This window comes from Chthoniobacter sp. (assembly GCF_040003245.1).
Lineage (GTDB): Bacteria > Verrucomicrobiota > Verrucomicrobiia > Chthoniobacterales > Chthoniobacteraceae > Chthoniobacter.
The window spans coordinates 24040-37313 of sequence record NZ_JBDUCX010000029.1; the positions used below are offsets into that span (position 1 = coordinate 24040).

Consider the following 13274-nt stretch of genomic DNA (forward strand, 5'->3'; position numbering starts at 1 on the left):
GCGCTATGCGCCCTCCGGCAGCGAAAGTTCCAACAAGATCATCGCTCCGCGTGGCCGACAGCAACACGCTCCGACTACCGCTGGCAGAAGAATCACGTCGCCTTTACCTAAGTCGTAGTTGGCGCCATCGTGCTCCAACTGACCTTCGCCGCCGATGCTCACCAGGACTCGCGGTTCCCTTGTTGCTCCGACGGTAAAGGGAGAGTCGCCACTCAGCCGACGCAGCCCAAAATATTCACAAGAAAGGAGCCGCTCGCGCAGCACTGGAGCTTGATCTTCCACGATTGGCATGACCGGCTCGATTGCACCTTGCTCAAAATCAATGCACGCCATCGCTTGCTGCACCTGCAACGGACGAGGCTGCCCGGTCTTGGAATCAATGTGGTTCCAGTCGTAAAGACGAAACGTCACGTCGCTGTTTTGCTGGACTTCAAAAACCACCAGGTCGCCCAGCGAATGCACGCTCCCGGCTGGGATGAGGACGCTATCGCCGGACTTGGGCCTGAAGCTGGGGAGATGATCCGCCACTGTCCCGTTCGTGATCGCGTCGCGCAGATTTTCGCTCGTGGTGCCGAGGTTCAAACCCGCATAAATGCGGCTTTTTGTTCCTGCCTCCAGCACCACCCATGCTTCGGTCTTCCCGGTCTCGCCTGCGGGGATATATTGGGTTTGCCGATCCGACGGATGCACTTGAACTGACAGCGTGTCGTTCACATCAAGGAACTTCAGCAGCAGCGGAAACCGGTGGAAGCGCCCTGCCAGTTTTCCCAGCACCGGCTCCGGCGACTGATCAATCAGTTGCCCAAGGGTTTGACCTTGAAGCGGCCCTTCGGATACTACGCTTGGATGGTCATCGCGGTCGCTTAACAACCATGCTTCACCGATGGGTTCGTCGCCGGGCAACGGCGCGGTCAGCCACTCAGCCAAACGCCAGCCGCCCCAAAGCCGGTATTGATAGATCGGCTCAAAGCGCAGCGGATAGAGAGTTGATGGCTTCATGGCATCATCTGAGGAACCTGAACGAGTGAACTCGATTTCGATTCGCTGACCGGGATTTCGCCGCCCTCATTTTCCCAGCGTTGGATCGCACGTTGTTTCATGGTCTGGCCTGAGGGTGGTGACTTAACGGATTGAGAGAAGGGTTGCGAAAGGCAATTCCACAACGAGATGACTGGCACTTCGGGGTGATCGGGATCGTAGGCGAGGGTGCTGACGGAGGCGGTGCCGAGCGGGAAATGGCGTGCGTTCTCCAGCGGCATTCCGATCCAGCGCGCGCCCAGAACTCCGCCGAACTGACCGTGCGAAAAGAGCGCGACGTTGCCATCCATCGTGCGAAGACGGGCAATTAGCCGATCGGCGCGAGCTAAAACTTGCCCGGGCATTTCGCCATTCGGACAGCCATCGCGGAAGACATCCCAATTCGGGCGCTCATGGCGGATATTCACCGACTTCTTCCCTTCGTAATCGCCGTAGTTCCATTCCACGAGATCTCGCTCGATTTCCGGGACCCCATTCAGGGCGACCAGTTTGCACGTTAGCTGGGCGCGTTTGAGCGGGCTGGTCAAAACGTGGGCAAAGAAAATCCCTTGGAGTTGCGGACCCAGCTCCCGCGCTTCGTCCTTGCCATTCGCGGTGAGTGAGATGTCGGAATGACCGGTGTGCCGGCTGGAGAGTGCCCACTCGGTTTCTCCATGTCGGATGAGGTAGAGACACAATGGCATAGGCTAATTCCTTTCCATCGCGTCAGTATATTCGCCGCGGCGCGCCGCAAGATTGCACCGGGCTCGATGAACCAGGGATTGCTGTGCCGCCGACACGTTGGCCTCTTCGCCCTTCCAAAGCTCCAAAGCCGGTTGCTGAATGGCGCGGGCAAACGAGAACGCCAGCGCCCAAGGAAGGTGCGACTTAAATCGGATATTCATGGCATTCAAACGGGCCGAGGCCAGCTCCGCAGACTGGCCGCCCGAGAGGAAGGCAACACCAGGAACCGCAGCGGGAACCGTTCGCAAAAGACACTTCACCGTGGCGTCGGCTGCATCGTTCACGGTCTCCTGCGCAGGGCAGGTCAGCCCTGGAAGCGCCATGTTTGGTTTGAGAATCATCCCTTCGAGCAACACGCGCTGACAATTCAACTGGATGAAGACGTTGCGCAGGGCTTCCCCCGTGACCTTGACACTCCGCTCCAAAGAATGTTCACCGGCCATCAGTACTTCCGGTTCGACGACCGGGACGAGTCCAGCTTCCTGGCACAACGCAGCATAGCGCGCCAGAGCGTGCGCGTTGGCCTCTAGAGCGCTCCGGCTGGGAAGGCCATCTCCCACGGCAATGACCGCGCGCCACTTGGCAAACCGCGCGCCCATTAGTGAGTATTCCTTCAATCGGTCGCGCAGACCGTCCAGCCCTTCCGTTATTTTTTCTCCAGGATGTCCGGCCATTTGCTTCGCCCCGGTGTCTACTTTGATGCCCGGGATGATTGACGCCTCAATGAGAGCTTTGGCAAACGGCGTGCCGTCTCTTTTCTTCTGGCGGATCGTCTCGTCGTAAAGAATCGCGCCACTGATGGACTCAGCGAGTCCGGGCGTGGTTACGATCAATTCCCGGTAGGCGCGCCGAGTCTCCTCGGTTTGCGGAATTCCTAGCTTGGCAAATCGTTTGTTGCAGGTCGGATTGCTCTCATCCATCGCCAGCAGACCTTTATCCCCGGCGACAAGCTCTTTCGCGGTGTCGATGAGTTGTTGCGTGTTCATCGTCCGGTGGCGCCTGAGATTGGCTGCGTGAGTTGCCGTCGAGGCCGTAGTGCAAGATCGAAGCTCATCACATAAATGATCATCGCTGCGAACATCAGCATCACGCCGAACCAAAAGCGCCAATCCGTATGGGCGCGCTTCCAATAAGGAACGTGGTCGGGATGCGCTCCACCGCCATTCGTTGCGTGCTGCTGGTGGTGATGGTGGCTACTCATTCGGGGCCTGCTTTCCGTCCGGCACCACCCACTTCCAGTTGCATATCTCCGGCATATCCTGTCCGTGCTTCTCGATGTAATGTTCGTGCTCGATCAGCTTATCTTTGACCATCTGCTTCAGGTAATCACCTCTGGAGCCCAAGTGTGGCAGACGATCCACCACGTCTTGAACCAGGTGAAAGCGGTCCAGGTCGTTCTGCACTCGGATGTCAAAAGCTGTCGTGATTGTACCCTCTTCTTTGTAGCCTCGGACGTGTAGATTCCGGTTCGTCCGGCGGTAAGTCAGCCGATGGACCAACCACGGATACCCATGGAATCCGAAGATGATATGCTTGTCATGGGTGAAGAGCGCATCGTAGTCCCTGTCGCTCAATCCGTGCGGATGTTCGCTTTCGGATTGCAGCCTCATCAGATCGACGACGTTAACCACCCGGATTTTCAGTTCGGGCAGATGTTCGCGCAGGATGGAAACGGCCGCCAGAATCTCCAGCGTGGGCGTGTCTCCACAACAGGCCATGACGACATCCGGTTCGGAGCCTTGGTCATTGCTGGCCCATTGCCAGATGCCGATACCCTCCGTGCAATGAAGCACTGCGGCGTCCATGGTCAGCCATTGTGGAAGGGCATGTTTTCCGGCCACCACCACGTTAACGTAATGCCGACTGCGGAGGCAGTGATCAAAGACTGACAGCAGACAATTGGCGTCCGGCGGCAAATAGACCCGGACGATGTCGGCCTTCTTGTTGATCACATGGTCGAGAAAGCCCGGATCCTGGTGCGTAAAGCCGTTGTGATCCTGCTGCCAGACATGGGAGGCGAGGAGATAATTTAGCGATGCAATCTTCCGGCGCCACGGGAGTTCCAATGTGACCTTCAACCACTTGGCGTGCTGGCTGAACATCGAGTCCACGATGCGAATGAACGCCTCATAGCTGTTGAACAGCCCATGCCTTCCGGTCAGGAGATAACCTTCGAGCCAACCCTCGCACTGATGCTCGCTCAGCATCGAGTCCAGCACTTGGCCAGCCGGCGCGAGAAAATCGTCCACTTTCTCTACCCGTGCATCCCACTGTCGGTTCGTGACTTCAAACACCGCACCAAGCAGATTGGAGAGCGTCTCATCGGGACCGAAGACTCGGAAGTTGCGCCGGTCTTGATTCAGTCTGGACACATCGCGCAGGAACTTACCGAGCACCATCGTATCCTGGCCCTCAACACTGCCGGGTGAAGGCACCTGCACTGCGTGATCATGAAAGTCGGGCATGCGCAGATCGCGGAGCAACAGTCCGCCGTTGGCGTGAGGATTGGCACCCATTCGCCGGTCTCCTTTTGGTGCCAGTTCCGCCAACGTCGGCAGGAGTCGGCCACTCTCGTCAAATAACTCTTCAGCTTTGTAACTTTTCATCCAATTTTCCAGCAACTGGACATGATCGGGATGCGCGGCATCGACCAGGATTGGCACCTGGTGCGACCGAGAGGTGCCTTCGATCTGAAGACTGTCGACGACCTTCGGCCCCGTCCAGCCTTTCGGAGATTTGAGGACGATCATCGGCCAGCGCGCTCGTGTGGTGTCGTTTCTGGTTCGCGCATTCTCCTGAATCTGCCGGATGTCCTCAATTGCTTTGTCCAGCGTCGTGGCCATGAGTTCATGCATCTTGTCCGGGTCGTCACCTTCCACAAAATAGGGCGTCCAACCGCAACCACGGAAGAATTGCTCCAACTCCTCAGGCTCGATGCGGGCGAGGATGGTCGGATTGTTAATCTTGTAGCCATTCAAGTGCAGGATCGGCAGGACGGCTCCATCGGTAATGGGGTCGAGAAACTTATTGGACTGCCACGCCGTTGCGAGCGGTCCCGTTTCCGCTTCACCGTCGCCGACGACGCAGGCGACGATCAGATCGGGATTGTCAAACGCCGCGCCAAACGCGTGGCTGAGCGAATAGCCCAACTCGCCGCCTTCGTGAATTGAACCTGGCGTCGTCGGCGCCACATGGCTGGAAATCCCACCAGGCCACGAGAACTGCGTGAACAGTGTTTTCAACCCGCCTTCATCCTGCGTGACGTTTGGATAGATCTCGCTCCACGTGCCTTCGAGGTAAACATTCCCCACCAGCGCCGGGCCACCGTGACCGGGACCCGCGACGTAGAACATGTTCAGGTCATATTTTTTGATGGCCCGGTTCAAATGCACGTAGATGAAGTTCTGACCCGGCGTGGTGCCCCAATGCCCGACTACCAATGGCTTCACGTGAGAAAGCTTCAACGGCTCCTTGAGTAACGGGTTGTCGTAAAGGTAAATCTGACCGACCGACAGATAGTTTGCAGCCCGCCAGTAAGCGTCCATCCTGTGGAGCAGTTCGGGCGTGAGTGTGGTTGTATTCATAGTTTTGTTGTCCGCAAGCGTAGGGCATTGCCGATGACCGAGACGGAACTCAGGCTCATCGCGGCACCGGCGATGATCGGGCTGAGCAGCCAGCCGAAGAACGGGTAGAGCACGCCGGCCGCCACGGGAATGCCCACCGAGTTGTAGGCGAACGCGAAGAACAAGTTCTCGCGGATATTCCACATCGTGGCGCGACTGAGTCGTATGGCTTGGGCAATGCCACGAAGGTCTCCTTTGACGAGCGTGATGCCCGCGCTCTGCATGGCCACGTCGGTCCCCGTGCCCATGGCGATTCCGACTTCCGCTTCGCTGAGGGCAGGCGCGTCATTGATGCCGTCGCCGGCCATCGCCACGTGCTTGCCTTCCGTGCGCAGCTTCTTGACGTGGGCCACTTTCCCGGCGGGTTCGATCTCTGCCTCGACCGCATCGAGGCCGAGTTGCTTGGCCACGGCCGCGGCGGTGTGGCGGTTGTCGCCGGTGAGCATCACGAGCTTTAAGCCAAGTGCGTGAAGATCCTTGATTGCTTCAGCGGTGGTCACCTTGATCGGGTCGGCGACGGCGAGGATTCCAGCCGGCTTTCCATCGATGGCGACAAACATCGCAGTCTTGCCACCTTCTTGGAGTTTCGCCGCTAAGGTTTCGAGCGGCTTCAGGCCGTTGACCTTTTCGTTCCGCAGGAAGTCGGGTTTGCCGACCATCACGATACGGCCCGCGACGGTGCCGGCAACACCGCCGGCAGTCACCGATCGGAAGTCCTTCACCTCGTCGAGAGCGAGGCTCTGCTCCTTTGCGCCGCGGACAATAGCAGAAGCGAGTGGGTGTTCGCTGCTCTGTTCCAGCGAGGCGGCTAGTCGCAGGAAATCCTTAGCGTCGAAACCATCGATGGGCAGGACATCCATCAGCTTGGGCTTGCCCTCAGTGAGCGTGCCGGTCTTATCCACGACGAGAGTGTCCACCTTCTCCAACCGTTCGAGCGCCTCGGCGTTTTTCACGAGCACTCCTACCTGCGCGCCACGGCCGACGCCGACCATGATGGACATGGGCGTGGCCAGGCCGAGGGCGCACGGGCATGCGATGATGAGCACCGCGACGGCGTTGACGATGGCATGCGCGAGCCTTGGCTCCGGCCCGAGCCACACCCAGACCGCGAAGGTGATCACCGAAACCGCGAGCACCACTGGTACGAAGATGCCCGCGACCTTGTCGGCGAGACCTTGAATGGGCGCGCGGCTGCGCTGCGCTTCGGCCACCATGTTCACGATCTGCCCGAGTAACGTGTCGCTCCCGATCCGCTCGGCATTCATGACAAAACTTCCCGAGCCGTTGACTGTGCCGCCGGTCACCTTGTCACCGACAGTCTTTTCCACCGGGAGCGGTTCGCCGGTAATCATGGATTCTTCCACGCTGGAGTGGCCTTCGACTACCGAGCCATCAACGGGCACCTTGTCGCCGGGGACCACCCGCAAGCGGTCACCGACCTTAACCTCATCGAGAGAAACTTCTTCGTCTCCCGCCGCGGAGATCCGCCGCGCGGTGGGCGGGGCGAGGTTGAGCAATGCTTTGATGGCGCTGCCGGTGCGGCTGCGGGCGCGGAGTTCGAGCACTTGGCCGAGGAGAACCAGCGCCGTGACCATCCCGGCGGCCTCAAAATAGATGGCGAGCTTGCCCATGTGCAGCATCGTGGGCGGAAAGAGACCGGGCATGAGCATCGCGACGGCGCTGAAAACAAAGGCAGCGCCCACGCCGATGGCGATCAGCGTGAACATGTTCAAGTGACGCGTTACGATCGACCGCCAGCCGCGCTGGAAGAACGGCCAGCCCGCCCACCAGACCACGGGCGTGGTGAGTGCAAACTGCAGCCAGCGTGAGGCACCGCTAGTCACCCAGGGCTGTCGCCCTAGCGCCGGAATTAGGTGCGACATCGTGAGGAAAAATACCGGCAATGTCAGCGCCGCAGCGACCCAGAAGCGCCTCGTCATATCGCGCAACTCGGCGCTCTCGCCGTCATCCGGGCCCGCGCTCACCGTCTTCGGCTCGAGCGCCATACCGCACTTGGGGCAATTGCCGGGGTGATCCTGCTGCACCTCGGGGTGCATCGGGCAGGTGTAGATGGTCTTGGGCTTCTTTGTGACTGGGCTCATCCGTTCCAAAGCCATGCCGCATTTGGGACAATCGCCGGGCTTGTCGGACACGACTTCAGGATGCATCGGGCAGGTGTATTTCCTGGTAGCCGATGCCTCCGATTGGACAGCGGCTGCCGGATGTTCCTCGCCGTGCGCGTGATCGTGGTTGCTGTTGCTCATATTGGGCGCAGCGCTTTGGGCGATGTGGTTCGATCAAAGCGCATAGTGGCCGATCCCGAGTGTGCTGCACGCCGCGCGCGCGATCACCAGTTCCTCATCCGTCCGAATGACGCGAACCGTGGCACGGCTGGCGCTCGACGAAATCACTGCCGCGGTCTCGGCATTGCGCGACTCCTCTAGTTCGATCCCGAGGAAGCCGAGCCCGTCGCAGATACGCGCACGGACGAGTGGCGCATTCTCGCCGATCCCGCCGGCGAAGATGAGCGTATCCAGTCCGCCCAAAGCCGCCGCGAAGCTGCCGATCCATTTCTTGACCTGATAGCAAAACATCGCGACCGCCTCCGCCGCCCGTACGTCCTCCGTTTCATGGGCGAGCAAGTCGCGCATGTCGGAGCTGGTTTCAGAAACACCGAGCAGCCCGGACTCGAAATTAACCATCTTACTGAAGCCCTTTGCATCGAGGCCCTGGGTGCGCGCCAGATACCAATGCAGTCCGGGATCGAGATCACCGGAGCGTGTGCTCATCGGCACGCCGGCGGTCGGGGTGAAACTCATGCTCGTGTCCACGGACTTTCCGTGATGCACCGCTGCGAGGCTCGCGCCATTGCCTAGATGCGCGAGAATGACCCGGCCTTCCGCCGCTTCCGGGCCGGCCAGGCGCTCCAGTTCCCCCATGAGAAATGTATAGGACAATCCGTGAAAACCATACCGCCGCACGCCCTGCTCCTCGTATCGCCGCGGGATCGGCAACATCCGCGCGACCCGGGGAAGGTTGTGGTGAAAAGCGGTGTCGAAACACGCCACTTGGGGCAGGTCGGGAAAGCGGTGATGAAATGCCTCCGTCAGCAGAATCTCCTCTGGCAGATGCTCCGGATCGAATAGGCTCAGGCCGCGCAGCGCTTGCACCATTTCCGCGGTGATGAGCTGCGGCTCGCTGTACTTTGGTCCGCCATGCACCACTCGGTGCCCCACGGCTGCCATGGCATCACGACCGCTGCGCTCCTCGATGCCGTCCATCAAAGCGTCCACTGCCGCTGTGTGATCGGGCGCATCCACCGGTCGGGAAAAGATGTCCGCTGCGTGTAGTCCTTTCACCTGCAAGCTGGCGTCCGGCTGACCGATCCGCACGACCCCACCCTCCAGCACGCGTTGCAGCGATGCACCAATCTCGAAGAGTGCGAACTTGATGCTCGATGAGCCGCCGTTGATGGTCAGAATGCGAAGGTTGGCTTGTTTCATGGACGATTCAGTTCGTGTCTCGTATCATCGCTGCCAAAGCACGCGGGCGTCTTCCAGTGGTGTTGCCATACCTTTAAAGCGCGGTATCACGCGCGCGGTATAATCCGCTGATGGGCGAGTTGTCGGAGCCGACGCGCGGTAAACGTAACCGCCAGCCGCGCCGTCCATTTGGCGAAAGAGCTGCATTTCCCGCCGCTCAGAAGCTCTATTCACGAGACTATTGGCAAATAACTCCACCCGCACTTCATGAGGGTCGAGGCCGTCGAGATGGACCTGAACTTCAAATCGATGTTCGTCGCCGTTAGTCTCGATATTCATTTCCCCGAACCGCAGCGCCGCCCATTTCTCATCCAGCACATGCTGCCACTCGATGATCTTCCGGCCCGCCGCACCCTTGTCGGCTGCGCGCTGGCGATAGTTTGTCGCGGCGGATAGATAGTGCTGTTCGGTGTATTCGCGCACCGTGCGATCGGCGGAGAAACGAGGGGTCAACCGCGCCATGCTCTCCCGCATCCGCGCCACCCACGCCGTCGGAATACCCTCGTCGCTACGTGCATGGAATTCAGGGATTACCTCGCGTTCGAGTAAGTCGTAGAGCCTCTCGGCCTCGGCGCTGTCCCGGTCTGGGTCAAAGCCGTGTTCCTGGCCGTCGCCGAGCGCCCACCCCACCTCAGGGGCGTACGCCTCGGCCCACCAGCCGTCCAATTCCGAGAGATTGATACCACCGTTGACCAGCACCTTCATGCCGCTTGTGCCACATGCCTCCCAGGGCCGCCTTGGTGTGTTGATCCAGACATCGACACCTTCCACGAGATGCTCGGTCAAATGCATGTCGTAGTCACTGAGGAAGATGACATGAGGGCGGACCTCGGGGCACCGTATGAACCGCGTCCATTCCTGAATCAGGGCTTGCCCTCCTTGATCTGCCGGGTGGGCCTTGCCAGCAAGGATGAGTTGGACCGGTCGTCGGGTATTGGTGAGGAGGCGCAGCAGTCGCTCCGGGTCATGCAGTAATAGATTGGGTCTCTTGTACGTCGCAAAGCGCCGCGCAAAGCCCAAGGTCAATACAGCAGGATCGAAGAGACATTTCGCCCCGTCCACCGCCTCGAGTGAAGCGCCAGAGGCGGCGAGTTGCCGGGAGACGCGCTCGCGGGCGAATGCAATCAGGGACTTCCTGGCGGCGATTCGAAATTGCCAAAGGTCGGTGTCGGAGACTCGGCGAATGCCCTCTTCCAAGGATTCCGATATTCCCCTCCAACGGTCTTTGCCACACGCCTTTGTCCAAAGATCGTCAGCAGCCGCCGAATCCCAGGTCGGCATATGAACTCCGTTGGTTACGTGACCTATCGGCACTTCATCCCCGGGCCAGCGTGGAAAGAGCGGCTCGAAGAGTTGCCGGCTGACCTGACCGTGCAGGCGACTCACGCCATTCACCGCCCCGCAGCCGCGGATAGCCAGATATGCCATATTAAAGGCCTCTGATTGGTCGTTCGGATTCAGGCGGCCCAAGGCTAGTAAATCGTTCCGGGCGATGCCGAGGTCGTCCTCCGCATACCGAGCGAGGTATTGCTCGATGAGCGCCGGAGCGAAACGGTCAAAGCCGGCGGCCACGGCGGTGTGGGTAGTGAAGAGGTTCCCGGCTCTGGTCACGGCAAGCGCAACCTCGAAAGGCTGGCCGGTCTCCCGCATGAAGCTGCGGGCTCGCTCCAGCACAGCAAAAGCCGCATGGCCTTCGTTCAAGTGACAAACATCCGGCTGAATCCCAAGCGCGGCCAACAGCCGCCAGCCGCCGATCCCAAGTAACAGTTCCTGCTGGAGACGCAGCTCAGGTCCGCCACCATACAACTCGCTGGTGATCCCCCGATGAGCGGGAAAGTTCGCCGCGTCATTGCTGTCGAGCAGGTAGAGCTTCACCCTGCCGACCTGGACCTGCCAGGCGCGCAACCAGACCGTGTAGCCAGGTAAGGCAATTTCCAGCCGCAACCATTCCCCGTCTGGGTATCGCAACGGAGTGATGGGCAACTGCCCGGGATCGTTGTATGGGTAGAGCGCTTGTTGCGCTCCGTCTTGGTCAATGACTTGGCGAAAATATCCTTGCTGGTAGAGCAAACCCACGCCGACCACGGGCACGCCGAGATCGCTGGCGGCTTTCAGTTGATCTCCGGCTACGTTGCCCAGGCCACCCGAATAGATCGGAAGGGCTTCGCTCAACATGAATTCCATGCTGAAATATGCGACGCATCTCAGCGAAGCCCGCGGATGCCGTTGCTGAAACCAAGCCGGCTTATCCGCCTCCTCACGCTTGGCCTGTAGCATATCCTCAACCTCTTTACAAAACGCAGGATCAGAAAAGCTGCTTTCGAGCCGATCCCGCGAGACGGTCTGCAACACGACCCAAGGATTCTGCGTGAACTCCCACAGTGTCGGATCAAGCGTGCGCCATATTTCGTCAGTGGCGTGGTTCCAGGACCAGTGGAGATCCAACGCAAGCTCCGCCAGGGAATCGACTCCTTCGATGTCCGTGGACAAAAGATTGTACGGCGTGCGGTTTGTAGATATTTGATCGCTCATTGTCTCATCTCGAGATCGGGTTTTATTCGGAGCATCGCGTTCCTTGGCCGGGTCACTTTACCTCGCTGCGCTTACTTGCTGACGAGGTCGCCTTCGAGCCACGCCCATGCCTCGGCGGCCTCGGCGTTGTCGAAATAGCGAATCTGCGCAGTCGTAAATGGACGGCAGAACAAACTCATCTGCTTCTCCCATGCCTTATCCCCGATCATCGCAAGCCGCTCAATGTCGGAGAAGTGCTTTATGTCCAGCTTGATGTCGTCCCACAGCGCGCCGACTTCCCAGCCGTGAAAATCCGTCATGTCAAAGAACACACGAAGTTTGCCGTGTTCTTTGATCAGTTGTTCGAATTTGGGCACGAAATGGAGGTAATCCTCGTGTGCGAGCTTCCCGCTCACCTGGATTTCCAACACTTTTCCGCCATCGTTTTCTTTCAGTTTGATTGCCATAATGGTTCTTTTTTCGTTGTTGTTTTAGATTCCGGCGTGTTCCGCATTTCCTCTTTGGACTGCTTCCAGGTTTGCTACCTTGGCTAGACGGCGGCGATGCCGCTCGGCGCCAGTGAATCTTGCTGCGAGGAAAGTGCGGACGTATTCCCAGGCTAAGGCGTGCCCGACGACGAGACCCCCAAGGCAGAGTAGATTTAGATCGTCATCCTCGACGCCTTGGTGTGCCGAGAAAGTGTCGTGGATCAGGCAGGCTCGCACTCCCGCCACCTTGTTCGCGGCGATCGACGCGCCGACACCACTGCCACAGATGGCCACCCCACGGATCACGTCTCCGCTGGCGACCGCGCGTGCCAGTGGAACCACAAAATCCGGATAGTCATCATCTGGATCCAGTCTGGTGTCTCCAAACTCCAGGACGCTATGACCGGCCGCTCGTAGCATCCCAAGCAGATACTGCTTCAAGTCAAAGCCGCCATGGTCCGCGGCGATGCCAATTTGCGGAGGCATGGTCATCGAGGTATCAGCGGCCTCCCGTGGTTCCGGCGATTGCTGGCGTCTTGCCATCTCCGTCCAGGTGACCGTTCGCACCATCCTTGCCTAGTCCCATGGTCAATGCCGTCATTCCGGCCAGTCCGCCGAGTTGCATGGATTCGACGGCGGTGCTGGGAACGATGACGATCGTGGAGTTCTCTTTCAGACCCTCATAGAGCATGTTCATCGCCCGTAAATGAAAGGCGATCGGATTCCCCTCATAGCTCTTACCGGCTTCGGCAAACTTTTCCGCGATCTGTCGCTCGGCATCACCTAGGATCACTCTCGCCTGGCGCTCCCGTTCGGCCTGCGCCTGCATGGACATCGCATTTTCCAGCCCTGAGGGGATCAACACGTCCTTCACCTCGACCGAGATGACTTTGATGCCCCATGGTTCGGTGCGCTGATCGATGATTGTTTGCAACAGGTTGCTGATCTTGTCCCTGCCTTCCAGCATGTCCGATAGCATGGTCTTACCGATCACATCGCGTAGCGCAGTTTGCGACGCCCAACTGATGGCGCTTTGGTAGTCTGACACGGCCAGCGCCGCCTGTTTGGGATCCACCACTTTCCAAAAGAGCACGGCATCCACATCCACCGGCACCGTATCTTTGGTCAGAGTCTTTTCTGCCTTGAATCCCGTGGTAATGACGCGGGTATCGATCCAGTAGGGAATCGTGTCGATGACCGGAATGAGGAAGAATAGTCCCGGACCCTTAAGCGAATGGAAGACGCCGAGGCGCAAGATCACCACCCTGTCCCATTGATCGGCAACCTGAATTGCCGATGAGACAACAATGGCAACCAGCAAGACCGGGGCTCCAATCAGGCCGACTTCC

10 protein-coding genes are annotated in these 13274 nt (G+C 59.2%); all 10 read right to left on the reverse strand.

Annotated elements, in window-relative coordinates; all coding sequences use genetic code 11:
- Positions 1-3 precede the first annotated feature (3 nt).
- Positions 4-999, reverse strand: a complete 996-nt coding sequence (locus ABJF10_RS05880; protein ID WP_348543598.1) for a type I phosphomannose isomerase catalytic subunit — start codon at positions 997-999, stop codon at positions 4-6.
- On the reverse strand, positions 996-1721 hold the full coding sequence (locus ABJF10_RS05885; RefSeq protein WP_348543599.1) for a histidine phosphatase family protein: 726 nt from the start codon (positions 1719-1721) through the stop codon (positions 996-998). Before ABJF10_RS05885 ends, ABJF10_RS05880 begins: the two co-directional genes overlap by 4 nt.
- Before the next feature lie 3 nt (positions 1722-1724).
- The gene (locus ABJF10_RS05890) at positions 1725-2747 is read right to left on the reverse strand and encodes a class I fructose-bisphosphate aldolase (RefSeq protein WP_348543600.1); all 1023 of its coding nucleotides are present in this window, start codon (positions 2745-2747) and stop codon (positions 1725-1727) included.
- A gap of 207 nt (positions 2748-2954) precedes the next feature.
- Complete coding sequence (locus ABJF10_RS05895; protein ID WP_348543601.1) at positions 2955-5345, reverse strand: phosphoketolase family protein; 2391 nt, start codon at positions 5343-5345, stop codon at positions 2955-2957.
- Positions 5342-7648, reverse strand: a complete 2307-nt coding sequence (locus tag ABJF10_RS05900; protein WP_348543602.1) for a copper-translocating P-type ATPase — start codon at positions 7646-7648, stop codon at positions 5342-5344. Before ABJF10_RS05900 ends, ABJF10_RS05895 begins: the two co-directional genes overlap by 4 nt.
- Positions 7649-7681: 33 nt before the next feature.
- Positions 7682-8887, reverse strand: a complete 1206-nt coding sequence (locus tag ABJF10_RS05905) for an acetate/propionate family kinase (protein WP_348543603.1) — start codon at positions 8885-8887, stop codon at positions 7682-7684.
- Between the two features lie 24 nt (positions 8888-8911).
- The gene (gene glgP / locus ABJF10_RS05910) at positions 8912-11458 is read right to left on the reverse strand and encodes an alpha-glucan family phosphorylase (protein WP_348543604.1); all 2547 of its coding nucleotides are present in this window, start codon (positions 11456-11458) and stop codon (positions 8912-8914) included.
- A 71-nt stretch (positions 11459-11529) separates the two neighbouring features.
- Positions 11530-11904, reverse strand: coding sequence for an STAS/SEC14 domain-containing protein (locus ABJF10_RS05915; RefSeq protein WP_348543605.1), 375 nt, complete (start codon positions 11902-11904; stop codon positions 11530-11532).
- Between the two features lie 24 nt (positions 11905-11928).
- Positions 11929-12411, reverse strand: coding sequence for an RpiB/LacA/LacB family sugar-phosphate isomerase (locus ABJF10_RS05920; protein WP_348543606.1), 483 nt, complete (start codon positions 12409-12411; stop codon positions 11929-11931).
- A gap of 13 nt (positions 12412-12424) precedes the next feature.
- Positions 12425-13246 carry a slipin family protein gene (locus ABJF10_RS05925; RefSeq protein ID WP_348543607.1) on the reverse strand — a complete coding sequence of 274 codons (822 nt, stop codon included), beginning with the start codon at positions 13244-13246 and terminating at the stop codon, positions 12425-12427.
- Positions 13247-13274: the final 28 nt, after the last annotated feature.

Bases quoted from the DNA above. Each gene is read 5' to 3' on its own strand.
- ABJF10_RS05880 (WP_348543598.1), bottom strand. From the start codon at position 999: ATGAAGCCATCAACTCTCTATCCGCTGCGCTTTGAGCCGATCTATCAA.
- ABJF10_RS05885 (WP_348543599.1), bottom strand. From the start codon at position 1,721: ATGCCATTGTGTCTCTACCTCATCCGACATGGAGAAACCGAGTGGGCA.
- ABJF10_RS05890 (WP_348543600.1), bottom strand. From the start codon at position 2,747: ATGAACACGCAACAACTCATCGACACCGCGAAAGAGCTTGTCGCCGGG.
- ABJF10_RS05895 (WP_348543601.1), bottom strand. From the start codon at position 5,345: ATGAATACAACCACACTCACGCCCGAACTGCTCCACAGGATGGACGCT.
- ABJF10_RS05900 (WP_348543602.1), bottom strand. From the start codon at position 7,648: ATGAGCAACAGCAACCACGATCACGCGCACGGCGAGGAACATCCGGCA.
- ABJF10_RS05905 (WP_348543603.1), bottom strand. From the start codon at position 8,887: ATGAAACAAGCCAACCTTCGCATTCTGACCATCAACGGCGGCTCATCG.
- glgP (WP_348543604.1), bottom strand. From the start codon at position 11,458: ATGAGCGATCAAATATCTACAAACCGCACGCCGTACAATCTTTTGTCC.
- ABJF10_RS05915 (WP_348543605.1), bottom strand. From the start codon at position 11,904: ATGGCAATCAAACTGAAAGAAAACGATGGCGGAAAAGTGTTGGAAATC.
- ABJF10_RS05920 (WP_348543606.1), bottom strand. From the start codon at position 12,411: ATGCCTCCGCAAATTGGCATCGCCGCGGACCATGGCGGCTTTGACTTG.